The sequence below is a fragment of the Microcoleus sp. genome (assembly GCF_041354475.1).
Lineage (GTDB): Bacteria > Cyanobacteriota > Cyanobacteriia > Cyanobacteriales > Microcoleaceae > Microcoleus.
In genome coordinates this window covers 37,781-61,211 of the sequence record NZ_JBGJZU010000032.1, presented here as the reverse complement: position 1 = coordinate 61,211, position 23,431 = coordinate 37,781, and the positions used below count along the sequence as shown (strand labels likewise).

The window sequence follows — 23,431 nt, the reverse complement described above, 5'->3', positions numbered from 1 at the left end:
GGTAAGGGGGGGGGACTTGAGTTGATTGGCGATTGGTAAGGGGGGGGACTTGAGTTGATTGGGTATTGGTAAGGGGGGGGACTTGAGGGGAGACAACTGTTGCGAGATTTTCTGGGGAAATTCGCAGGTGGATGGTTCTGCCGTGTAGGGGATCGAAGTTGTGGTGGCTGGGATGGATTATATATCGTTTGGGTTGCGTTTTATCTAACCAGTTTCGCAGTTCTTTACTTGTGGGTAAGTCTCCGATTTGAATGGCTATTTCTGGGGTTAATTTATCTGCTATTTCGCCGTTTCGCAGGATTAAATCATAGGTGGAAATGAGATGGGGGTTGAGTTGAGCGTAGTTTCTGAGTGGGGATAGTCCTTCTGCTAAAACAGGCCAGTTTAAGGATTGGGAAATTTGAGCGATCGCCCTACAATACTGTTCGGGAAATTGAGGCTGTGCAACGCCCGCAATAATTATCCCTCTGCTGCACTTTTGCCATTGTTCTATGGCACTTCCTACTCCCCCCCTTAACAAGGGGTGGCTGGGTTCTATGCCACTTCCTACTCCCCCTTTTAACAAGGGGTGGCTGGGTTCTATGCCACTTCCTCTTCCTACTCCCCCCCTTAGCAAGGGGGGGTTGGGGGGGGTAGAAATTTCTCCTGCAACAATCGGTTCTAATCCTGCAAAGAAATCCTCCATATCAAATTGTGTTTCTAAAGCTTCTACAGCTATATCTGAAACGGGTACAAGGGGGTCACGAAAGGGGATGTTGAGGTGAACGGGGCCTGGAGTGGGAAATTGTGTCCGCTCCCAAGCATAGGCGATCGTCTGTCGCAAATAGCCTAACATTCCTAGGGACGTGGCAGGCATGGCTAATTCCGCTTGCCAGTTGGGATAGTTGCCGTAGATTTTCACTTGGTCGATCGCCTGTCCAGCATGGCAATCCCGCAGTTCTGGAGGTCGATCTGCTGTGAATATTAGCAGTGGAATTCGACTTTCTCTGGCTTCTATGATAGCAGGATAAAAGTTGGCGGCGGCGGTTCCAGATGTGCAAATGAGTGCGACGGGTAAACCAGATTTTTTGGCAATTCCTAATGCAAAAAAGCTGGCTGAACGTTCGTCGAGTACGGGAATACTTTCTATATTGTGATTTTGGGCAAAGGCGATTGTTAATGGTGCCGATCGCGAACCTGGACAAATAACAGCCGTAGTTAATCCCAGGCGCTGTAATGTTTCTGCTAATATTGAAGACCAGAGAGTGTTTGTATTGCGAAAATCTATGGGCATTGCTAAATCTGAGTAGCTCAACTCTGTATTGTGCTAAGATATTATACCCAAATAATTATCAAAATACATTTTTACTTACTCTAACTAAATAAACAATTAACTAAACCAAGGCGTTTAAAAGTGGTTGTAATTTGAGCTGAATTTCTGCTAGTTCCTTTTCCGGTTCCGAACCGGCCACAATACCGGCACCAGCGTAGAGTATAGCCCGATCGCCATCGATTAATGCCGATCGAATGCCGACGGCGAATTCCCCATTACCACGGGCATCTATCCAGCCGATGGGTGCTGCGTACAAAGAGCGATCGCAGGTTTCGCAGCGACGAATTTGTTCTAGGGCTATATCTCTCGGTACGCCCGCTACCGCTGGGGTTGGATGCAGTTGGGCTAAAATATTTAATAAATGAATATCAGGCGGAATTTGAGCCGCGATCGGTGTCCACAAATGCTGAATGTTTGATAGCTGTAGCAGTCTTGGTACTGGGGAATAATTGGGAGTTATGCCAAGTTGCGACAGGCGATCGACTATAAAATCAATCACAACTCGATGTTCTCTAATATCTTTTTCACTGTGCAATAAACCTTTGGCTAAATTCCCATCTTCTGCCTCTGTTTTCCCCCTGGGCGCTGAACCAGCTAAAGCATCTGTTGATAACTGATTATTGTGAATGCTAATTAAGCGTTCTGGACTGGCTCCAATAAAATTTTGACCTTGACCGTTACTGGTTAAAAATACATAGCAGCCAGGATAACTGAGCCGTAAATTGTTTAAGGAATCGATCGCACTAAAACTGGTTTCAGAAATCACATTGATGGCTTGGGATAAAACAATTTTACTAAAATATTTAGACTCGATCAATTCTAACGCAGATTTAACTGATGTTTTAAATTGATTGGCATCATTCACTGGTATTTGTTTGAAAGCTATCGAATTATGGATATAATTAGTTAATTTACGGTAGGGCAGAGATGCAATTTTTTCAAAAGTTTGCCAAATGTTTTCCGCTATTTTTTTTACATTTATCTCTTTTTCTACCAGGGCATTGGCGACGATAATACAGCTATCTTGTTGTCGAGAAATCTGCCATTTTGGTAAAAATATGGTAGCGGGTGGAAAGTAAGAACTAGAGGCAAGGTTCTCATCAAAAAAAGCAAAACTGCAAAAAAAGTGAGGCCCGCTTAAGGGCAAGCGTTCCGTACCAATCGTAATTGTACTGGCAAGTGTTGAACGAATAAAGTTTTGCGCCGCAGCAAATCGATCGCTTCCTGCTACTGTGAGATGGATTGCCGAATCAAGGGCGGCAATCGCAAAACTTTTGTCGGGAATGGGGTCTCTTTTTTCAAAGTAAAATTGCCGCTGACAAGGTTCGGAAATCTCTTGCAGTACAGCTAGCGGATCGAGAGGGTAAATCTCCTGAGAAATACTAACTATTTTGGTTTGATATTTGTCAGTTAAAGACTGCTGACAATCTAACAGCAACTGATGCAGTTGATTGCGGTCTTGCAAAAGATTAGCGCGGTGCGGTATTACTGTCATGAAATCGAGAATAGCAGATTTGTCAGCAAGAGTGCGGGTTTGTCCCGCCATAACCCCTATTTCGATCTAAGCACGGGAGGGCGATCGCCAAACATGACCTTTCTAGTTTCCCTCCCGGTTTCGACTCCCTAGGGCAAAAAAACAGACTCTGGGGCGATCTATCGAAACATTTAGACACAAAACTTTATAGATCGATCGCCTAACAGTCGGCAAAAGTCGATCGCCCCACAGAGGTTTACAGACGGGATACTTCCACTGTTTGAGTACCTCCACAGCCTCTGAATCGATGCCTGCACGCACTCAACCTGATACAGATTACACCTACTTAACCAATAAAATTGTAAAATTACTAAGCTGCTATCAATTGAATCAAGTTTGTATAATGACAACAAAGTTAATTGAACGTCCCAATAGTAAACTGTGGCTAGCCGCAATCAAGCCACCCATGTACAGCGTAGCCGTGATTCCTATTTCGGTAGGAACAGCCATTGCTTTTGCGGAAACTAAAACGATTAATTCGTCAATCTTTTCGACTTTTTTAATATCAGCCATCTTAATTATAGCATGGCTGAATCTCACCAATGATGTGTTTGACTCAGAAACCGGCATCGATAAAAACAAAGCACATTCCTTGGTTAATTTAACCGGAAATAAAGCTTTAATTTTCTGGTTGGCTAATCTGTTTTTAGCTTTGGGAGTGTCGGGAATATGTGCCATAAGCTGGTGGCAACAGGACTTAACAGTCATTGAGCTGGTAGTTGTGTGTTGCGCTCTGGGCTACACTTATCAAGGGCCTCCTTTTCGTTTGGGCTATCAGGGTTTAGGAGAATTTATCTGCTTTTTTACCTTCGGTCCCCTAGCTTTAGCTGCTGCTTATTACAGTCAAACTCAAAGTTGGTCAGCTACTAATTTTGGCGCTTCAGTAATCGTGGGAATTACTACGAGTATTATCTTATTTTGTTCTCACTTTCATCAAGTTGCGGATGATTTGGCGGCAGGCAAAAAATCCCCGATTGTTCGACTCGGTACAGAAAAAAGTGCCCTGTTGTTGCAGTGGTTTTGCGGTAGCATTTATGCTTTGACTGTGCTGTTTGTGCTGTTGCAAATTTTTCCAATTTGGACGCTGTTGATTTTTGGGAGTTTGTCATTGGCGATCGACCTTTGCCGCCATGTCACAGACAATCACGATCGGCCAGCACAAGTCAGCAACTGCAAGTTTATTGCTGTCACCCTGCATTTTGTCAGCGGTTTACTGCTGGCGTTGGGGTTTGTTTTGTAAATCGGGCGATCGCCAATTGAAGTAAAATAGAAATATGTTTCGTAGTCAAGGTTTTAGTCATTTTTGCCAAATTTTAGTCAATCATGACTAAAGTCCTGACTACCAACAGAATTACTTCTATTAATCACAAATGAAACACCTTAAAAAATATAATATTCACTATTATTTAACGGGAAAATCCACACAGCCAATAATTTTATTACTCCACGGATTTACTGGTGATTTGCAAGATTTTACCCCCATCATTGCCTTACTTTCTCCAAGTTATTACTGTCTAGCAGTTGACCTTCCAGGTCACGGAAAAACCAGCATCAGGGGCGAAGAAACTTGCTATAATATGTCAAATACAGCCCTAGCATTGATACACCTATTAGATGATTTACAAATACACAAATGTTTGTTATTAGGCTATTCAATGGGCGGGCGATTGGCGCTTTATATGACCTTACATTTTCCTGACAGATTCGAGAAAGTAGTGCTGGAGTCAGCTTCGCCGGGATTGAAGACCCAAAAAGAGCGATCGCACCGCCTAGAATCCGATTTGCAGATAGCACAAAAACTGGAAAATAGCAACCTTCAAGAATTTTTATACTACTGGTACGATCGCCCTTTGTTCCAATCATTAAAAAAATCTCCTAATTTCGAGCGACTCATCGAAACCCGTTTAGCAAATAACCCCATAGAATTAGCCAAATCCCTCCGCAACATGGGAACCGGCAAGCAGCCCTCTCTCTGGGAAAAACTAGCACAAAATCAAATTCCTCTCCTCTTGCTCGCGGGAGAATACGATGATAAATTTCAAAGGATTAATGCAGAAATTGCCAGTTTATGTCCCGCAGCCCATAACAAAATTGTATCCAAAGCTGGTCACAACATCCATTTTGAAAATATCGATGAATTTGTCGGCGCTGTGAGACAATTTTATGATTGACAAAACTTACGCTAAACCTCTGTGTAATTCTGAGTGACGCGCGCAATCTCAGTGCTAATTATTCCCTATTCAGTAAATGCTATATAAATTTCAATTTCAGACTTATCATCGAAAATTTAAGCGTCCATTACAAACAAGTCACGGTGTTTGGGATATGCGAGCGGGAATTATCCTGAAACTTACGGACGAAAAAGGTCAAATTGGTTGGGGAGAAATTGCCCCTTTGAGCTGGTTTGGTTCCGAAACTTTTGACCAAGCTTTAGATTTTTGCACATCGTTACCAACTAATATTTCAAAAGAAACTATTTTCGCTATTTCCAGTGAATTGCCTGCTTGTCAATTTGGCTTTGAGTCAGCACTATCTAACTCGTGTTCAGGCTCTGCCTCCATTCTACACGAGGCAGAAAATAGTCGGTACAGTGGTTTATTGCCCGCGGGAAAAACAGCTTTATCAGCTTTACAAACGCTTTGGCAACAGGGATTTAGGACGTTTAAATGGAAAATTGGTGTTGCTGCGATGGACGAAGAATTACAGGTTTTTCAGCAGCTAATCGAGGCAATGGATGATTTGGGCGATCGCGATCGAGTATTTTTACGATTAGATGCCAACGGTGGACTCAATTACTCCCAAGCTGAAACCTGGCTAAACACTGGCGACAATCTGTTAAAAAATCCAGACTTATCCGTAACAATTGAATTTTTAGAACAGCCATTACCTGTATCACAATTTGATAAAATGCTAGCATTGAGTGCTGTTTACAAAACTCCGATCGCCCTAGACGAATCAGTCGCCAATCTCGATCGCATCCAAGAATGCTACGAGGGAGGCTGGAGGGGAATTTTCGTCATCAAGCCAGCCATCCTCGGTTCGCCATCCCAACTGCGGAAATTTTGTGAAATCCACCCTATAGACGCTGTTTTTTCATCCGTATTTGAAACCGAGATAGGCAGACAAGCAGCATTGAATTTAGCTCTAGAATTGTTTCCCAATTCTAGAGCATTAGGCTTCGGCACTGATCACTGGTTCGACGACAAATATCATTCAATCTTAGATTTTTAATTTGACATTACTACTGAAAAATCAGAAAATTAGTGAAAGCATCTATGGCAACAAATGTAACAGTAAATATTCTAAATATCGCATCCAGATTGCCTGAGAATTGGCTGATTGGTGGTGAGAGTCGCCAAATTGGTCAAATAGTCGATCGCCTATTTCACGAACTAACCCACAATCAAGCACAGCCCACACCGAAAATAATTTTCCTAGCCGAATCAGAACCAGTACAATTTATTGCCAGTTTCATAGCTGCTTGTGCCACCAAATCCCACATTTTTCTGTGCAATCCCAACTGGGGAAAATCAGAATGGCAACAAGTTTTTGATTTAGTCAAACCAGACATAATTATTGGGGAAAATGCACCGAAAAACCTCACTGAAAAGGGATTCGTCACATCTCCCCTCGAAAAACAGAAAAACCATTACCAACTACCAATTACCAACTACCAATTACCATTAATTATGATTCCCACCGGCGGTTCATCGGGAAAAATCCGTTTTGCCATCCACACTTGGGAAACACTAACCGCATCAGTTCAAGGTTTCCAACAATATTTTCAAGTCGATAGAATTAACTCATTCTGCGTTTTACCTTTATATCACGTCAGCGGTTTAATGCAATTCATGCGTTGCTTTAGTACGGGAGGAAAACTAGCCATCCAGGTATTTAAAGGACTAGAATCAGGCGACAAATGCGATATCAAACCCGAAGAATTTTTCATTTCCCTAGTTCCAACTCAACTGCAACGCCTCCTGCAAAACCCAGATACAACTAATTGGCTTCGACGATTTCCTACCGTACTTTTGGGCGGTGCTCCCGCTTGGCCAGAACTTTTGGCAGCCGCTAGAAAATATGAAATTAAATTAGCCCTAACCTATGGCATGACAGAAACAGCTTCGCAAATTGCCACACTCAAACCAGAAGATTTCCTAGCGGGTAATAACAGTTCTGGTCATATTTTGCCCCACGCTCAAATAACAGTTCGTAGTGTTAAAGGCGAGATTTTGGGTGACAATCAAGTCGGAAATATTACAGTAAATGCTAAGTCTTTAGCCTTGGGTTATTATCCTACTACCTGGGGCGGTAGCGACTATTTTTCAGTAGATGATTTGGGATTTTTTGATAATAATAAATACTTAAACATTGTGGGACGCAACAGTGATAAAATTATTACAGGCGGAGAAAACGTATTTCCTGCCGAAGTAGAAGCCGCCATTAGGACGACTAATTTAGTTGCCGACGTGGCAGTCATTGGTGTGCTAGACAAACATTGGGGTCAAGTAGTAACGGCGATTTACGTTCCCACAAATACCACAGTTACTGTCACAGCTTTGCAAAGTGCAATAGAAGGTAAATTGAGCAAGTTTAAGCGCCCTAAATATTGGGTTTTGGCGGCACAATTACCGCGAAATCCCCAAGGGAAAATCAATCGCGAATTATTACAAGAAATGGCGATTGTGTCATATAAAATCCGTTAGCATCGGAATTATTAAACTCTCTCTTATCTTCCTCTTTCCCCCCTTGGGGGGGGCAGGGGGGGGTCGTCCTTTGCGCCTTCGCGGTTAAATCATTCCGCTACAACCGGAATTGATATCATCTCCTGTTAGTCGGTAATAAAAAATGGTTTGTAGTGACGATTAAAGTCCTCAAAATTTGAACGCGACTAAAGTCATGACTACAAACCTATTGAATTCCCAATTACTACAAACTTAATAGCTGTCGCTTCCTTTCCAATTCTTGATTTTGAGCATCCACAAACTTCAACATTCGGTAAAGCACCTCTATTTGTGGCAACTTAATTCCTCTTTGCTCCGCTAATCGTATGGGATTCCCAAAAATCGATTCAACTTCGAGGGGGCGCAATTCATCGTAATCGATTTTCATGCTGGTGCGGTAAGGTTTCATTTTGTGAGTGTAGTCGAGCATATGTGGAATAAAATTATCGGGAATAATGCGATCGTAACTTTTCGCCCCCGCTACTACTTCCCTCATGATTTCTTCAATTAAAATCAGAGTATCGGGATTAGCCATCAGTTCGTCTGTTCTGGCATTCAATACTACAGACAGTCCATTATAAGGAATATTCCAAACCAGTTTTTTCCACCTCGACAAAAGTAAATCTTCGCTCACTTTAATCGGAACTTTGGCGTGTTTAAAATCGTTCGCTATCAGATTCAATCTATTAGTTATTTTTGGGGGATTATAGTCTTCGGAATATTCCCCCAGGGTGATAGTCCCGTAATCGAGATGGCAGATGTGACCGGGCCCAATTTTATAAGAACACAAAAAACACAGCCCGCCAATCACTCGTTCTGCACCGACTATTTTAGCTACTTCGGGTTCGATATCCAGTCCATTTTGCAATACTAAAACCACGCCATTATCTTTTAATAAACCAGGTAAAATCTTGGGCAAGAAGTGATTTTGAGTGGTTTTTAGGGCTACAATTACGACATCGCATTTAGGCATTTTGTGCGCGTCGTGGTAGGCGCGGACTTGGGAGAGGGTGAAATCACCTTCGGGAGACTCGACAATCAAACCGTGTTTTTTGACGCGCTCGTAATCGCTGCGTAGCAAAAAATTAACTTCAAAACCGGCTTTTTGCAATTTAGCACCATAGAATCCGCCTAAAGCTCCGGTGCCGACGATGGCATAATTGCGATTGCGATTTGGCATATTAATCATCAAGAAATAAACAGTAGAAGCAATCTAAACTCTAAAATTGGCTGAGCCACTGCATCAATTGTTCCGATAGCTGTGTTCTAGTTCGGTTAACTGAATCAATGCAGACGTGCTTAGTAACAGCCTTAGCTGCGGATTTCCCTGTAATTTCTCCCAAAAAAACTTGATAAGCAATTTCAAATTCATCGCCTGCAAGCTGTTTTGGTGTCAATTGAATAGTTAGGCGATCGCCCGCAAACATCGGGCGGTAAAAATCTACATTAGCATGAATTATCGGAATGGCTAGCTGGGCATTGCTAAAAAATGCTTTGAGATTGATTCCCGATGCGGCCAGAGATGCCTCGTAAGCTTCATGGCACATCGCCAAGACGTTAGTAAAGTATACAACTCCAGCAGCATCGGTATCCTGAAAGCGGACAGTGCGGGTGTAAGTAAAAGACATTTGCAGTAGGTTTGAGTTTTGAGGTTTGAGTTTTGAGTTAAAAATCTGGTATTTATTTAATTCAAAACTCATTAATTTTGTCCTGAGATTGATTTTTTAACCTTTGTTTTTAATCAACATCACGTCGATAATTTTGAGGGCAATTTCTTCGGAAATTTCCAAGGCAATGTACAGATCGTTCAAAAGCTGTTCTTCTTCTTCGGAAACTTCACCATCTGCTAAAGCAATATCAGTTGTCACCGCAAAAACAGTTTCTTTGAGTTCGTCGGGAAGTGTGGCTAAAGCCGCATTAAATAATACCTGAACTCCTTGTCTTTGCAGCAGCATCAGTAGTCGATCGAGCATTTTTTTCATGACATCATTCGGATAGCTTCTAAACAGTTGCATCCGAGATAAAGTGATGCTTAAGACTTGACTTTCGTTGTCATTAATGTAACCATCGGCTGCTACGGCAATTAGGGCGATCGCTGCAAATGCTTCGGCCGGCCCCAAAGTGACTTCACTATGTTGGCGAGTCTGCGCTATTTTATCAAATAAACCCATGGTAATTTCCTCATTCTTTAATGTTTGAATTGTACTACTTTTGTGAAAGAGCTAACTCTGCCTTCAGAAAATCTACAAACTGTCGCGCTGTTCGGCCCGATCGCCCATTACGGCGAGTTGCCCACTCTTTAGCCCGGTGTTCCAAATCTTCAGGTGCTAGTTGGATACCAGCCAGGAGTGCCAGATGTCGGACAATGGTTAAATAAGTGTTTTGATCGGCCGGTTCAAAAGTTAAAGTCAAGCCAAAGCGATCGCTAAATGAAAGTTTTTCCTGCACCGTATCCCAAGCATGAATTTCATCACCATCGCGGGGGCGGGGCCTATCGTCAAAAAACTCTCGAATTAAATGCCGCCTATTAGATGTGGCGTAAACAACTACATTTTGAGCTTTGGCGGTGACATTCCCCTCTAAAACCACTTTCAAGGCTTTAAAAGCATCATCATCTTCCTCAAAGGAAAGGTCATCTACAAAAATAATAAACTTTTGAGGAACACCTCGCAACTGTTCCATAATTAGCGGCAAATCTTGCAAATCGGATTTAGATACTTCAATCAAGCGCAAATTGCGATCGCCAAACTCATTCAACAGCGACTTCACCAGAGAAGACTTACCAGAACCACGACTACCGTATAGCAAAACGTGCAAAGCCGGATAACCAGCCAGCAAAAATTCCGTATTTTTGACCAAAGCATCTCGCTGCCAATCGCAGCAAACCAACTCTTTCAACTTGATGCGATCGGGATGATAAATACTCGCCAACTGACCGTTTCGCCACTGAAAAGCGCGATATTGTGCAAATAAACCAGTGCCAAACTTTCGGTAATATTCTGCCAAAGATTCCGCAGCACTAGACCAATTTTCCAGTTTTCCATGCAGAGGCAAATCATCGCTTTCTTTGATAGTTTCTGAATGCCAAACCGGAGGTACAGCTTCCAGTTGTCCAGCGACTCGCACCCACTTACTCAACTGCTCCCCACTGCATTGATAAAGATTTTGTAACACTTGTAAATCATGTCGTGCAGCTTCCACTAAGGCGGGAGACAAACTAGCAAAATCTGTTTTCTGAGCTTGGCGAGAAAAGGGGTTTTCGTCTTTGAGGATTTGGGAAATCAGGAAACCTTTCCAGCTCACATTTTGAGCAGCCTGAACTTTAAACCAGTTCCCATAGGCTGTCAGACAGTCAAAACCGCTGACTTCGCTGTGGTGCAGGGTTTGCAGCAAATCCAGAAAAGCTTGACCAGCAGGGCTTTTGAAGACAGATTGATATAGCAACAGGGATGCTGCTTGACGTTGGAAGTAGCGAATTTGGGCGATCGCGCCAGAAGTTAGGGCCGACATAATTGCTGTTGTATAACGAAGTGAAATATCCCAGTGGGGTTTAATAAATTTTCTAACAATTCGTGACACTAATTGCAGGCAGCGCTGTATAAATTTAGATGCACTTGTGAAATCAGAAGGATAAAAAATGAATTTAGGTATAGCAGCAGCCCTGGGCTATGGGACTTTAACCCTGATTGGTGGCATCATGGGCTACGTCAAGGCAAAAAGCCAAGCCTCCTTAATTTCAGGTCTCGTTAGCGGTTCGCTGCTAATTTTAGCTGGTATCGCCCAGCTCATGGGACAAAGTTGGGGTTTGATATTAGCAGCAGCCATTTCTGCTGTTTTAGTAGTTGTGTTTATTCTGCGGTTAGTAAAAACTCGCAAATTCATGCCAGCAGGAATGTTAATTTTAGCCAGCTTAGCCTCTTTCGGAGCGATCGCCTACGAAATCAGCGGTCAATATCAATAGTCAGTGGACTGTTGACTGTTGTTGAGGGTTAGTTGTTATTTGTTATTTGTTTTGTTGGTTTTGAGTCTTGTAGAGTCTTGTTCCCAGGATATTCCTGGGAATACATACCTGGAGGCTCTGCCTCCAATAACCAATAACCAATAACAAATAACAAATAACCAATAACAAATAACCAATAACAAAAAAACAATAACCTATAACAAATAACCAATAACAAACAATAAATAACAAACAATAAATAACCAATAACAAATAACCAATAACCAATAACCAATAACAAATAACTATTGACCAATAACTGATTCAATATGCTGCTGAACTTGCCGCAGTTGTTGGGACTGCAATTCCATCCAATCTTTTTCCGCCTCTCGCTGTTCCGGTGTTTCTTTCTGGTATCTCACCTGCTTATCTAAAAAATCATTGTAGAACCTCATCATTTTTTCAATAGTTTGAATTGCTAAATTAATCCGGTCTTCAAATATTAAAATAATCAAATTATCTATAATCGCTCCAATCACCTTACAACATTCTTCAAAATCGACCAAACTAATTCCCATATTGCTTTTATGCACCAGAGTTTCCACAGGAGTTTTGACCGTTTCTTTGAAAGTCTTCATATCAGAGATTGGCAAATATTTCATGGGTTCGGTAAACTTAGAGACAATTTCTCCGCCTATAGACTGTAATTGCTCTCTAAATTTAGATTGACTTTGGCTATCGAAGCATTCAATACAAAATTCAAGTTTTTCTATGTCTAGACCTTGTAATTCTTTAAAAATTGTATTAAGTTCATTTTCCACAATCAAAACTACCCGCTCGGCATGGGAATTCACTTCACTTCGTAACTCTTTATGTAAATTATTTTTCTCATAAAAACCGATATTATCTCTTTGAAACTTTTGCTGAGGTTCATCCCACAAAAACCACTGATTTTGTAACTTAGCAGCCTTTTCTTTCCAGAGTTGGCGCACTTTAACAACAGCTTCATATTTGCCATGTTTTCCTAAATTACGAATTCTCGCATCGCATCCGCTGAGTTTGCCAATTTGCTCCCAAATATCCACGGAAGATGCTTGAGCAATTCTCGGCTTGCTATGCCAGATATCCTCAGCATCAGATACATCTTTAAAACACACCTGAAGTAAAGCCTGGAGTCTGAGGGCAGATTGCTTGATTTCTTGAATGCAAGGTTGCACATCTACGCTGAGGCTAGTAGCTGACTTTTTCATTTCTAGGGATTTGTATTCGTCTGCGAGCAATCGATCGCTAAACTGGGTAATAGCCTGGAATACCTTGAGATATTCATTCATTTCGTTTTATTCCTCTCTCTCCCTAAATAGCATACAATACAGAACATCTGCCTTTTTGAATGCAAACTGAGCCACAACATGAATTATGTATTCACCCCTACAACTCAGGCTCTACTCAATACTGGCAACCTGGTGCAGCCTGCTACCCAAACAGGAAAATTGCTGCCGGCTGCTAGAGATCCAGTGACTGGGGAGTTTGTGGAGATTGCCAAAATATTTTATCAATCAACGAGTGAAATTCCAGAAACTCGCGGAGTTTTAGGATTGCTAGCACACTTGGCAGGAGGTAGCCCCCTAGAGCCACTGGTAGCCCCTGTGCATCTGACAATGGCACCCTTGCAGATTGCTCAAACTCATGTGGGATTTCAAAAAATATACAGAGTGCTTAATTCCCTAAAAATTAATTTGGCTGTGATGCAAGCCACTACTGCTGTTATTGGTGTCGGGAATGTATCCCCCACCATTTTGTCAGCAGTAAATCTCGAACAAATATTACAATTAAAAGAAGAAGCAAAGCAGCAAAGGCTAAAAATTAAAGATGGTTTTATCGATCTCAGGCATATCCTCAAAGACAAAGGAGTAGAGGTAATTCAGCACATGTATAAGGTGGCTCATGACTCAAAATTTGAGGTACACCGCCTGCAACTGGTTAATGGTTATGATGTTTTTTCTAAAGGGATTAAACGCTGCCAGTCTGCCCTGACTGTAGGGGATGTGAAACTGCGGAATTCGGAAATTAATAGCGGGCGCGAAGAGTTGTTTGAGGCTTTAAAAATTTATGAAAATTCCTGTTTTTTGGAGGGGTTGTGTTCCGCGGGACAAATGAGGAAAATGGAATGCGTTTGGGCGATAGAACAGGCGATCGCCGTTACGTTTCAGTTGCAGCGGGCCTATGATATGGTTAGCGATCGCCTCCAGGAACTCCAATCAAAAATCCATCAACATTGTTTAACTGTGGTTAAAGAATGCCAATCGGAACTAGAACTAGATTTTTTATTTCCCGAAGTTATCAGAATTCTCGGTCACGATTTAAATGCGCTGGAATTTTGGCATCTGGAGGTTGATTGGATGCAAACTTTGTCCCCAAAAGATCAGCACCAATTAGCGAGTTTAGATCAACTAAGTGTAGATAATTTAAAAAGCACTATCCAGACTCCATTCACTATAGTAGCACCGGAATTTTCACTCTATGAAAATTTAAAGCAAAAGTCTCACTTTCTCTCCTTGCGGGACCAGCTAGCGATCGCCCTGAAGCCGGAACTCCGCCGAGGACAGGAATTTTATATCACCCAACAGGCGATCGCCACTGGATATCCAGCTTTAGCCCCCTCCAATTGGCAAGAAATATCAGATTTAACTGTAGCTAATCTCTACTATTATTTTAAGTTCCGAGAAGACTCAATGGACATTTATCCAAATCACGAGGAATTAGAGCAGTTGTCAGTTGTCAATTGTGGACTAAATTTAAAATCGAAAATCTAAAATCTCCCATCTCAAATCTAAAAGTCTCCCAGACAATGATTATCTCAGCCACAACTTAATAGTATTATCTTTAGAACCACTAGCAATAGTTTTGCCATCGGGACTAAAAGCCACCACATAAACCTCATCGGAATGTCCGGTCAAAGTATTCAGCAATTCACCAGTAGCCAAGTCCCAAATTTTAATAGTTTTATCCTTACTACCGCTAGCAATAAATTTCCCGTCAGGACTGATAGCAATCGATACAATATCATCAGAATGTCCCTTAAGAGAACGAATCAACTCCCCGGTTTCCAGATTCCAAACTTTAATACTTTCATCATAAGAACCACTAACTAATGTTTTGCCATCGGGACTAATAGCCACGGTTCTCACCTGGTCTGCATGACCATCAAGAGTCTTGAGCAACCTCCCAGTTACCACATCAACAATTGTAATTTTATTATCCTTAGAAGCACTTACCAAACTTTTGCCATCGGGACTAAAAGCCACAGAATAAACAAAATCTGTATGGTCTGGCAAACTATTAATTAGTCTGCCATCTACAGCATCCCAAATCTTGGTTGTCTTATCTCCACTGCCGCTAGCAATTAGTTTACCATCGCGACTAATCGCCACGGACCAAACAGAAGCATTATGGTCAAGACTGCGAATCAATTGCCCTGTTTTCAAATCCCACAGCATCACTCTCCAAAAACCCGTACCAGTTACCAATCGCGAGCCATTTGAGTCAAAAGCAACGGACCAAACGGTGGATGAATCACCCTGAAAAGTACGGAGCGACTTACCTGTAGCTAAATCCCAAATTTGGATAGTTTTATCCTTGGAACCGCTGGCTAATATCAAGCCATCTGGACTAAAAGCCACTGCTCCAACTGCATCGGAATGTTGAGCAAAATTTTTGACTTTCGGGTGTTGCCAGCGGAGGCCTGCTTGGCATTGTTCCTGTAATTTTTGAGCTGATAAATAGCTAGTGGAAGTGTTAGCAATTTTGGGTATTTCGCCGATGCAGTCTTCATAATTGCTTTCTTGATAAAGAGCATTAATTTGATTAACTTGTTGCGAGTCTCTCGCCAGTCGCTGCTGCCATTCTTGCCATTTTAAATAGCCATAAATTCCGCCGATCGCCGCTAAAATAGCCGCCATTGCAGCTCCCGCAAGTAAAGGATTGAATTTGCGACTTTCCGGCGGGGCAGTTGGTGCGGTATTCTTGACGGTCAAGTCAGTTTTACCGTTTAAATTAAGCGGTGAGTAGGTTTCTTGACGGGGCTGCAAGTTGAGTGGAGAAATAGTTTCCCCAGGGGACTGATTGGACTTGCCGTGTCCTGCTAAGACTGTAGAAATTGCCTTATATAATTTCGAGAATAAAGATTTAGGGACGACTAATTCTTCTATGTTGGCGGCATCTTCATCCGTAAGTCCTAAAACTTGCTGCAATCGTTTTAATTCGTCGCGAGTTGTCGCCGAAAACGGATATTCTTGCTGCATTGCTTCTTGCAGTGCTTGTTCGTAGCGTTCCCCTTTTTCCCTGTATTTGCGGTAAGGATTTAATACCTCGTCTTCGATGGTTTCTGCTTCTTCTGGTAGCAATTCCAAGCTGACACGCAGTTCATCTAATATTCTGCGGCCGACAACTGTAATGTCGCCGCGACTGCTAGTGCGTCGATCGACTTCTTCGCGATATATGGTGAGTTTCGGAATGCGCGATCGCGAGCGATCGCCTATTTTTCTCAAATCGGCTAAAGCTTCCGACGCCGACTGATATCGTTCCCGAAAATCGTAGCGCACCATATTATCTAAAACATCAGCTAGCCCTTGGGAACAGTTTGCTAAATGCCGCCAAATTATTTCACCTTTATTAGAATTTTTCAAATCTCGCAGTTTCGGCAAATCGTAAGCCGGCACGCCAGTAATCGCTTGGATTCCCATCATTCCCAAAGCATAGATATCGCTATTGAGTTGGGGGTTATATTGAAATTGTTCGATCGGCATATATTCCAGAGTCCCAATCCGCACAGTCACCGGCGCTTGTCTTTGGGCTATATGTATTTCTTTCACCGACCCAAAATCGATCAAAACTAATTTATTGTCGGCATAGCGGCGAATTAAATTTGCAGGTTTGATATCTCGGTGAATTACTCCATGTCCATGTACAAATACCAAAATTTCTAACAGTTCTTTCAGCAAAGAAATCATTTTTTCTTCTGTTAGTGGCTTGCCGGGGACAATCTCTGTGGATAAGGAGTGACCAGCAATAAATGATTCTACTAAGAAAAACTCTTCATTTTCTTCAAAATAAGCAAATAATTGAGGAATTTGGTCATGTAAACCGAGCTTTTCTAGAACTTCTGCTTCTTTTTGGAAAAGACGGCGCGTAGCATTAATTAATTTCGGTTCGCTGCTACCTGGACGCAGGTGCTTGACAAAACACTGAGGTTCACCTGGACGGCGAATATCTTTAGCCAGATAGGTTAGTCCAAATTCTCCTGTTTCTATGACTTCAATGATTTGATAGCGTCCATCTAAAAGTTGGCTCACCATGATAATAACGCAGCCTTTTTTTGGTTGATTTTCGCCAGAAACAGTTTTACTGTTGGGTCGGTTGTAGTCGAGTCTCCATCCCATCCTCTCCCCCTTCCCAAGGGGAGTAGGGGGGTGATGCAACCATCCTCTGATCGGGGGTTCAAGGAGCTAATCCTTCTTGCTTCTTCCTGACTCGGTTCCTGTCCTTAGACTACGGGAGCGGATCAACGCAGTCGTTGGATCTTCTTGCTTCAACATCCGCCATACTTTATTTTTTTAACATCTGCAAAGCTTGGTATCCCAAAAAGAAGAAACCCAAAGCACCCACTATCGCTATCCCGTCTGCTAATATATCGACGGTAAGAAATTCACCCATTGCAGTATCCTCTGACAACTGATATATATCCTCGGTTTTTCCCTCGCTAACCGGGTGTTTGGTTTGACCCATGAAGCCCCGTTGAGCGAAAGATGCTCACAAATTATAGCAAGAGCGATCGCCAAAATAACTTTCCGGGCGATCGACTAGCTTTTTGCTGTAATGTTTTTTAGTATTTAAGCAAGTCAACTGCGTGACCGCGACGAAATTTTGAGGTAACATCACTTTGATATTGCTAACCCTGCTGATTTTTTCCCTAATTGTCAGTACAGCCTACACTAAGAATTTACGCCGATCGGTCGAAAATGCACCTCGAACGGGTAAAAGTCCGGCTCAGCAGTCAGCACCCTCTACTGCTCAGTTCCCTAAATTTTCTGTAATCGTACCAGCATACAACGAAGCCGAGAATATTCGGGATTGCGCGATCGCGATTTTGGAGAGTACACGGCTGTCTGTGGACAACCTAGAAGTTTTGATTGTAGACGATCGCTCCACAGATGACACACTGGCGATCGCCCAAACTCTCCAACAGCAACTTAATGACCCCCGCCTCAAAATACTAGCAGGTCAGTCCCGACCGGCCAACGAATATTGGGCGGGCAAAAACTGGGCCTGCGCCCAAGCTGTCCAGGTAGCAACGGGAGATTTCTTATTATTTATCGATGCTGATGTTCGACTCAAACCCCAGGCGATCGAAACCGCCCTGGAAACCGTCGAAACCGAAAAAATTGACCTACTAACCTGTATGCCCGCCCTAGTTTGTGAGTGTTTCGCCGAATGGTTAGTCCAGCCCTTAATGTTCAATCACCTAGCAGTTTGCTTCGACTTTACCGCCGTCAACGATCCGACAGTAGACAGTGCTTTTGCCGCTGGGCCATTCATGCTATTTAGGCGATCGGCCTACGAAAAAATCGGCGGTCACGAAGCAGTTGCTGGCGAAATTGTCGAAGATGTAGAATTATCCAGACGCATCAAACGTGCGGGTTTAAAGCTAGGACTTTATGCAGGGTCAAATTTGGCATTTGTGCGGATGTATCGGTCTTGGAGCGCCTTGTGGGAAGGCTGGACAAAGAATTTGTATCTGGGTGCTAACCGCAGTTGGGTAGCAATGATTTACATGGCCACAATTATGTTATTTCTCTATCCAATTCCCTGGATCGGATTATTCATTATTCTCAAAGATCTAATTTCCTTCTTCCTTCTTCCTTCTTCCTTCTTCCTTCTTCCTGAATTTCCCCCCTTGGGGGGGGCAGGGGGGGGTGACTTCTTCCTTCTTCCTGAATTTCCCCCCTTGGGGGGGGCAGGGGGGGGTGACTTCTGGCTTCTTCCTGAATTTCCCCCCTTGGGGGGGGCAGGGGGGGGTGACTTCTTCCATCTTCCTGAATTTCCCCCCTTGGGGGGGGCAGGGGGGGGTGACTTCTTCCTTCTTCCTTCTTCCCTGTTAGCAATAATCGTAATTTGGCAACAGTACAATCTGCGACGTTTAGGTGCCCAGATTTCCGACTGTTCCACGAAATACTGGTGGTTGGGAGGTTTGGGAGGAACATTAGTGGCGGCGATCGCGATCGGTTCTGCAATTAAAACCGAAACTGGTTGGGGATGGACTTGGCGCGGTAGACCATTACAAATCAAGACTTAATCGCAAGCAAGAAATCAGGATTCGCCAATCCCCATAGGTGTCAACAATCGCCAGAAAGCCCGCTAAGTCCGCTAGTCATCCCCCAAGTCCTAAGCGGGGTTTCAACCCTTGCCGGACTATGAGTTTTACCTGATTGTTGACACTAATGGGTACTGCCCTGTCCGACTATTAATGTGGGATAATTGAGTACAACCGAGCATTAGTTCGCAACATTTATTTATATATAGCAATTCTAAATCATTTGTGAATTTCTTGCTCCCTCCCCTTAGTAAGGGGAGGGTTGGGGTGGGGTAAAAACTTTACGACTCATATAGGACTGCTATAGCAATTCTAAATCATTTGTGAATTTCTTGCTCCCTCCCCTTAGTAAGGGGAGGGTTGGGGTGGGGTAAAAACTTTACGACTCATATAGGACTGCTATATAGCAATCCTAAATCATTTGTGAATTTCTTGCTCCCTCCCCTTAGTAAGGGGAGGGTTGGGGTGGGGTAAAAAACTTGCGACTCATTTAGGACTGCTATATGACTTTTATGAAGTCAAAATTATGACTTTTATGAATTGACTTTGATATATGCTTATTTGATAATATTAATAAACATTCTTTTAGATCGAATAGGAAGCAAGCTCATGTCAGTTTACACTCTGAGCGATTTCACGAATCACAATTCAGATTTGTTGCAAGGTGCTTCAAAACATAGCTGTCCCATCTGTGACAGCCTGCCTGAAACCTCAGATGCCAGCGCCGAGCGATCGGCATCTCAAGCTTTCACCTTCAGCAACTCTAACGATATCGATGCTCTGCTCGACAGCAGCATCATCAACCCCCAACAGCCAGCAAAATGGAACGTTGCTCCCGGTGGCACCCTCACCTACAGTTTTGTGAGTGCTAGCAGCGCGAACAGTTATTTTGCATCTAGAAACGAAACTAATATTCAGGAAGTTAACGATCGCATCAAACAGAATGTCCGCCAAATCTTGCGGGACAATTACGCTACAGTCTTACCACTCAACTTTGTAGAAGTTCCAGACTCCGCCCAAAGCAACATCAGAATTATGTTTTCCGACGGGCCGGGTGCTGAGGGCTATGCCTACAGTTATACTCCGGGTTTGTTGCGCGGTGGCGCCATCCACCTTCAAAAGCTCTATGAAAACGATCCGGAAACAGCTTTTTCCACAGGCCCCGGCAGTTACGGCTACTATACTTTAATTCATGAAATCGGTCACGCCATGGGTTTAAAGCACCCCGGCAACTACAACTTCGGCAGCAATGGAACAGCAAACTCCGCAGACCCTCCCTATCTTCCATTGGACAAGGACAACACCAGAAATACGATCATGTCCTACAATGCCGCATATAAAACATTTAACGACCCCAACGCCGAAAATCCCCGGAGTTTGATGCCTTATGACATTCGGGCCTTGCAGTATCTCTACGGCACCCGCAGCGACTGGAACGGCGGCGATAATGTTTACAAATTTGACAGCAGTAATTTTAATACCGTTGAAACTATCTGGGACGGCGGTGGTAGTGATACTTTGGACTTTTCGGCACTGCCTGCCAACGATGTTTATCGTTTGGACATGAATCAGGGTAAGTCGCTAACAGCAAAAAGCGCTTTGGGAGATCTCAACTACTATTTAGAACCTTCGCAGTTGCCACCAGGTGCCGATCCCGATCGCTTTTACTGGACTGAAAACTTTGGCACCTACATTGCTTTTGGCGCAAGTATCGAAAATCTGGTGGGTTCGCCGGGAAATGACGAGGCAGTTGGAAACGAATTAGCTAACAGTATTCTAGGCGGTGCGGGGGACGACACGATTAGTGGGCTGCGACAAAACGATACTTTGGATGGTGGCGAAGGCGATGACTATCTTTATGGCAACAAAGGCAACGATGTGTTAACTGGTGGGGGCGGTGACGATGTGCTGTGGGGCGGTCAGGGGAACGATACTATTATCACTGGTTTCGGTCGCGATCGCATTGTGTTACAGCCGGATGGGGGTACAGATACAATTCTTGATTTTGCCGATGGTTTTGACTACCTGGCGTTGGTTCAAGGTTTGAAATTCGAGCAACTGTCGATCGTACCTTCAGCTAATGGTACTGCAATTAAGCTCGGCAGCACCGGACAAGTCTTGGTCGAGTTGCCCGGAACTCCCATAAGTGCGATCGGGAAATTTGATTTTTTAGTTGCTTAAAGTATGTTTTTTTGAGCCCCGCTGCTGCAAAAAATCGGAGATCAAAGTACGCTGTTTTTACCCTGCCGCATAAACAAAAGCAGGTACACGCTTATAAGCAGGCGTGCCCGATCGCTTTTCAATCTCCGGGTGAAAAATCACATTAACTTCAGGATAAAACATCAAAGCAGCACCCACACGCACCGCCCCATAAATCACCTCAACATTCTCCATTTTTCCCACATTTCCCTGCACCGTAACCCGCTGATGTTCTGCCAAACCAGCACTTTTTGCATCCGCAGGATTCATCAAAATGCAATTCCGGTGTGGCATTCCCCGATACTTGTCATCAATTTTGTAAACCACAGTATTATGCTGAGAATAGCTGCGCCCCGTCATCAATGCCACAACGATACCCCGCACTGATGGTGACACTCCAAACTCTTGGGCTTCCGGTAGTTTCAGATGAGGTAAAGGCGTGATAAACATCTTCGCTTTACCAGACTCTGTAGGGAATTTAGGTTCGGTAAAAATGCGACCACTAATGGTAAATTCCTCTTTTGTTTCATCAATTTTGCCAATTTTTTCATAGCCAGGAATAGTTTGAGCAATCAGTTTTCTCACATATTTTGTGTCCTGAAGTTGACGCCAATCTACGGGATAAGTCCCGTGAATTCTGCTAGCTAATTCTGTTAAAAATGTCACTTCAGGAATCAAATCAGCATCAGTGAGATGAGTTTTGCCCTCATCATTGAAACGCACAAAATTATTCCCCGATTCCACAGTGGTTTTGTGAGGATTTTCAAATCTATTTAAAACCGGAATCACAATGGTATTGTGTTTAGCCAATCCGTGAAAATGCCCTAAATTGGGTTTAGTGGCGAGGTAAATAATAGTTTCAATTTTACCTAACGCGCGTTTTGCTTGAGTTGAATCTGGATTCGCCCCATACAAATTACCGCCCAGACAAATCAGCGTATCGACTTTCCCTGCATCTGCTGCTTCAATGAGCGATCGCGTTTCGTAGCCCTTAACGCGGCTGAGGGGGCGATCCAACAATTTTTCTAAAGCTTCTTGGATTTCTTTTTTCAGCTTCACTGTCACGCCCATAGAGCCAAATCCTTGGACGTTTGAGTGTCCCCTCACCGGTATTAATCCCGCCCCTTCTTTACCGACATTTCCGGTCATTAAGGCAGTATTGCCAATACTGAAAACATTATCTACACCGTTCTCATGTTGGGTAATTCCCATCGCCCAACCAAAGACAACTCGCTTGGAACTACCGATAATTGTGGCCGCGGCTTCAATTTCAGCGCGGGAAACTCCACAAGTTTCAGTAATCGTTTCCCAGGTAGTTTCGCGGGCTTGTTGTACTACTGCTTCCCAGCCTTCTGTGTAGGCTTTTAAATAACTTTCATCCAGCAACCCTTGTTCGATAACAGATTTTTGAATCCCCACAAATAGGGCTGCATCGCTACCGGGAATTGGTTGCAAGTATAGGGAAGAAATATCGGAACCAGGGATTAGTGACTTGACTGGAAACGCGGGAGAACCAAACTTGACTAACCCAATTTCCATCATGGGGTTAATCACAATTATTTTACCGCCTTTGTCACGGATTTTAATCAACTCGTTCATCAAGCGGGGATGATTGTAAGCAGAATTAGCACCTGCAAGTACCACGCAATCTGCTTGTTTCAAATTTTCTAGACTCACCACCGAAGTGCGGGTACCAAACATTTCATTTAACCCGGTGGTTGAAGGAGCATGACACAGATCCGAACAATCTGCTAAATTGTTAGAACCTAGCGATCGCATCATCAATTGCAGCAAAAAAGCCGCCTCATTGGAGGAGCGACCAGAACTATAAGATGCCACTCGTTCCGGGATTTTTCGCAAAGCATCGGCGGCAATCTCATAAACCTCTTGCCAAGAAATGCGATCGTAATGAGACTTTCCCGCCCGCAAAATCATCGGAAAACCAAGCCTTCCCAGCCTGTCAGCTTCCATGGAAGTTAATTGTTGAAGTTGGGAAATACTCTGGTTTGCAAAGAAGTGACTGGAGACAGCAGGTTTAATTTCTGCTGAAATTGCTTCCACACTTTTCATACAGCGCTGAAGCTTTTCACCCTCTTCGTTGGTAAAGCCTCCTTTCTGGCCACCCGTCCCCCAAGAACAAGACAAACACGCGCTTTTATGCAGCAAAGTTTTCCAAAGTTTTGGGCCTTCCGGTGACAAGGTATGTTCTGCCCAAAACTCAATTACCGGCAAACCGCCACCTATCTCTGGCGTTTCCTGATTTTTCTCGTTGAATGGCGGAACTGGTTGGACATTTTGTGAGTTGGTGTCCATCGGGCTTACCTCGCTGTTGAATTGACTACTGGAATTTTAC

At 43.3% G+C, this 23,431-nt stretch carries 19 protein-coding genes; 8 read left to right on the top strand and 11 right to left on the bottom strand.

Features of this window, described 5'->3' with window-relative positions:
• Positions 1-1,273 (bottom strand): 2-succinyl-5-enolpyruvyl-6-hydroxy-3-cyclohexene-1-carboxylic-acid synthase (menD, locus tag ACBR23_RS14210; RefSeq protein WP_371125656.1); only part of this gene is annotated, 1,273 nt, incomplete at its 3' end.
• A 100-nt stretch (positions 1,274-1,373) separates the two neighbouring features.
• Positions 1,374-2,807 (bottom strand): isochorismate synthase MenF, encoded by a 1,434-nt coding sequence (locus ACBR23_RS14205; RefSeq protein ID WP_371119766.1) that lies wholly within the window; start codon positions 2,805-2,807, stop codon positions 1,374-1,376.
• A 382-nt stretch (positions 2,808-3,189) separates the two neighbouring features.
• Between ACBR23_RS14205 and menA the strand changes: the two genes are divergently transcribed.
• The 4 genes from menA to ACBR23_RS14185 all read left to right on the top strand — a co-directional run bounded on the left by menA (position 3,190) and on the right by ACBR23_RS14185 (position 7,552).
• Positions 3,190-4,086 (top strand): 2-carboxy-1,4-naphthoquinone phytyltransferase, encoded by an 897-nt coding sequence (gene menA, locus ACBR23_RS14200; protein ID WP_371117866.1) that lies wholly within the window; start codon positions 3,190-3,192, stop codon positions 4,084-4,086.
• Between the two features lie 130 nt (positions 4,087-4,216).
• Positions 4,217-5,017 (top strand): 2-succinyl-6-hydroxy-2,4-cyclohexadiene-1-carboxylate synthase, encoded by an 801-nt coding sequence (gene menH, locus ACBR23_RS14195; protein ID WP_371117867.1) that lies wholly within the window; start codon positions 4,217-4,219, stop codon positions 5,015-5,017.
• Between the two features lie 76 nt (positions 5,018-5,093).
• Positions 5,094-6,077, top strand: a complete 984-nt coding sequence (locus tag ACBR23_RS14190; RefSeq protein ID WP_371117868.1) for an o-succinylbenzoate synthase — start codon at positions 5,094-5,096, stop codon at positions 6,075-6,077.
• A 44-nt stretch (positions 6,078-6,121) separates the two neighbouring features.
• Positions 6,122-7,552: a 2-succinylbenzoate--CoA ligase gene (locus tag ACBR23_RS14185; RefSeq protein WP_371117869.1), complete on the top strand. Its 1,431-nt coding sequence runs from the start codon at positions 6,122-6,124 to the stop codon at positions 7,550-7,552.
• Positions 7,553-7,775: 223 nt separating this feature from the next.
• On the opposite strand, the gene ACBR23_RS14180 is transcribed toward ACBR23_RS14185, so the two are convergent.
• The 4 genes from ACBR23_RS14180 to ACBR23_RS14165 all read right to left on the bottom strand — a co-directional run bounded on the left by ACBR23_RS14180 (position 7,776) and on the right by ACBR23_RS14165 (position 11,080).
• Complete coding sequence (locus ACBR23_RS14180; RefSeq protein WP_371117870.1) at positions 7,776-8,750, bottom strand: putative 2-dehydropantoate 2-reductase; 975 nt, start codon at positions 8,748-8,750, stop codon at positions 7,776-7,778.
• A 40-nt stretch (positions 8,751-8,790) separates the two neighbouring features.
• Entirely contained in the window at positions 8,791-9,198 is a 408-nt protein-coding gene (locus ACBR23_RS14175) for an acyl-CoA thioesterase (RefSeq protein WP_371117876.1), read from the bottom strand.
• Between the two features lie 96 nt (positions 9,199-9,294).
• Positions 9,295-9,741, bottom strand: a complete 447-nt coding sequence (locus tag ACBR23_RS14170) for a tellurite resistance TerB family protein (RefSeq protein WP_341738113.1) — start codon at positions 9,739-9,741, stop codon at positions 9,295-9,297.
• 34 nt (positions 9,742-9,775) lie between these two features.
• Positions 9,776-11,080, bottom strand: a complete 1,305-nt coding sequence (locus ACBR23_RS14165) for an ATP-binding protein (RefSeq protein ID WP_371119763.1) — start codon at positions 11,078-11,080, stop codon at positions 9,776-9,778.
• A 127-nt stretch (positions 11,081-11,207) separates the two neighbouring features.
• Between ACBR23_RS14165 and ACBR23_RS14160 the strand changes: the two genes are divergently transcribed.
• Complete coding sequence (locus ACBR23_RS14160) at positions 11,208-11,531, top strand: TMEM14 family protein (protein WP_340518725.1); 324 nt, start codon at positions 11,208-11,210, stop codon at positions 11,529-11,531.
• A 284-nt stretch (positions 11,532-11,815) separates the two neighbouring features.
• Here the strand turns inward: ACBR23_RS14160 and ACBR23_RS14155 are convergent, their stop codons facing one another.
• A complete protein-coding gene (locus ACBR23_RS14155) occupies positions 11,816-12,841 on the bottom strand; it encodes a hypothetical protein (RefSeq protein WP_341738111.1) in 1,026 nt (341 codons plus the stop codon).
• A 78-nt stretch (positions 12,842-12,919) separates the two neighbouring features.
• Here ACBR23_RS14155 and ACBR23_RS14150 point away from each other — a divergent pair, with 78 nt between their 5' ends.
• Complete coding sequence (locus ACBR23_RS14150) at positions 12,920-14,323, top strand: hypothetical protein (protein ID WP_371117872.1); 1,404 nt, start codon at positions 12,920-12,922, stop codon at positions 14,321-14,323.
• 39 nt (positions 14,324-14,362) lie between these two features.
• Here the strand turns inward: ACBR23_RS14150 and ACBR23_RS14145 are convergent, their stop codons facing one another.
• The 3 genes from ACBR23_RS14145 to ACBR23_RS14135 form a co-directional block, all read right to left on the bottom strand.
• Positions 14,363-16,864 carry a protein kinase gene (locus ACBR23_RS14145; protein WP_371117877.1) on the bottom strand — a complete coding sequence of 834 codons (2,502 nt, stop codon included), beginning with the start codon at positions 16,862-16,864 and terminating at the stop codon, positions 14,363-14,365.
• Between the two features lie 250 nt (positions 16,865-17,114).
• On the bottom strand, positions 17,115-17,294 hold the full coding sequence (locus tag ACBR23_RS14140) for a hypothetical protein (RefSeq protein ID WP_341738109.1): 180 nt from the start codon (positions 17,292-17,294) through the stop codon (positions 17,115-17,117).
• A 24-nt stretch (positions 17,295-17,318) separates the two neighbouring features.
• Positions 17,319-17,444: a hypothetical protein gene (locus tag ACBR23_RS14135; protein WP_341732590.1), complete on the bottom strand. Its 126-nt coding sequence runs from the start codon at positions 17,442-17,444 to the stop codon at positions 17,319-17,321.
• 4 nt (positions 17,445-17,448) lie between these two features.
• Between ACBR23_RS14135 and ACBR23_RS14130 the strand changes: the two genes are divergently transcribed.
• Together ACBR23_RS14130 and ACBR23_RS14125 are read left to right on the top strand one after the other, a co-directional pair.
• Positions 17,449-18,861: a glycosyltransferase family 2 protein gene (locus ACBR23_RS14130; protein ID WP_371119762.1), complete on the top strand. Its 1,413-nt coding sequence runs from the start codon at positions 17,449-17,451 to the stop codon at positions 18,859-18,861.
• Positions 18,862-19,488: 627 nt separating this feature from the next.
• Entirely contained in the window at positions 19,489-21,060 is a 1,572-nt protein-coding gene (locus tag ACBR23_RS14125) for a M10 family metallopeptidase C-terminal domain-containing protein (RefSeq protein WP_371119761.1), read from the top strand.
• A gap of 57 nt (positions 21,061-21,117) precedes the next feature.
• On the opposite strand, the gene ACBR23_RS14120 is transcribed toward ACBR23_RS14125, so the two are convergent.
• Complete coding sequence (locus ACBR23_RS14120) at positions 21,118-23,391, bottom strand: FdhF/YdeP family oxidoreductase (RefSeq protein ID WP_371117454.1); 2,274 nt, start codon at positions 23,389-23,391, stop codon at positions 21,118-21,120.
• Positions 23,392-23,431: the final 40 nt, after the last annotated feature.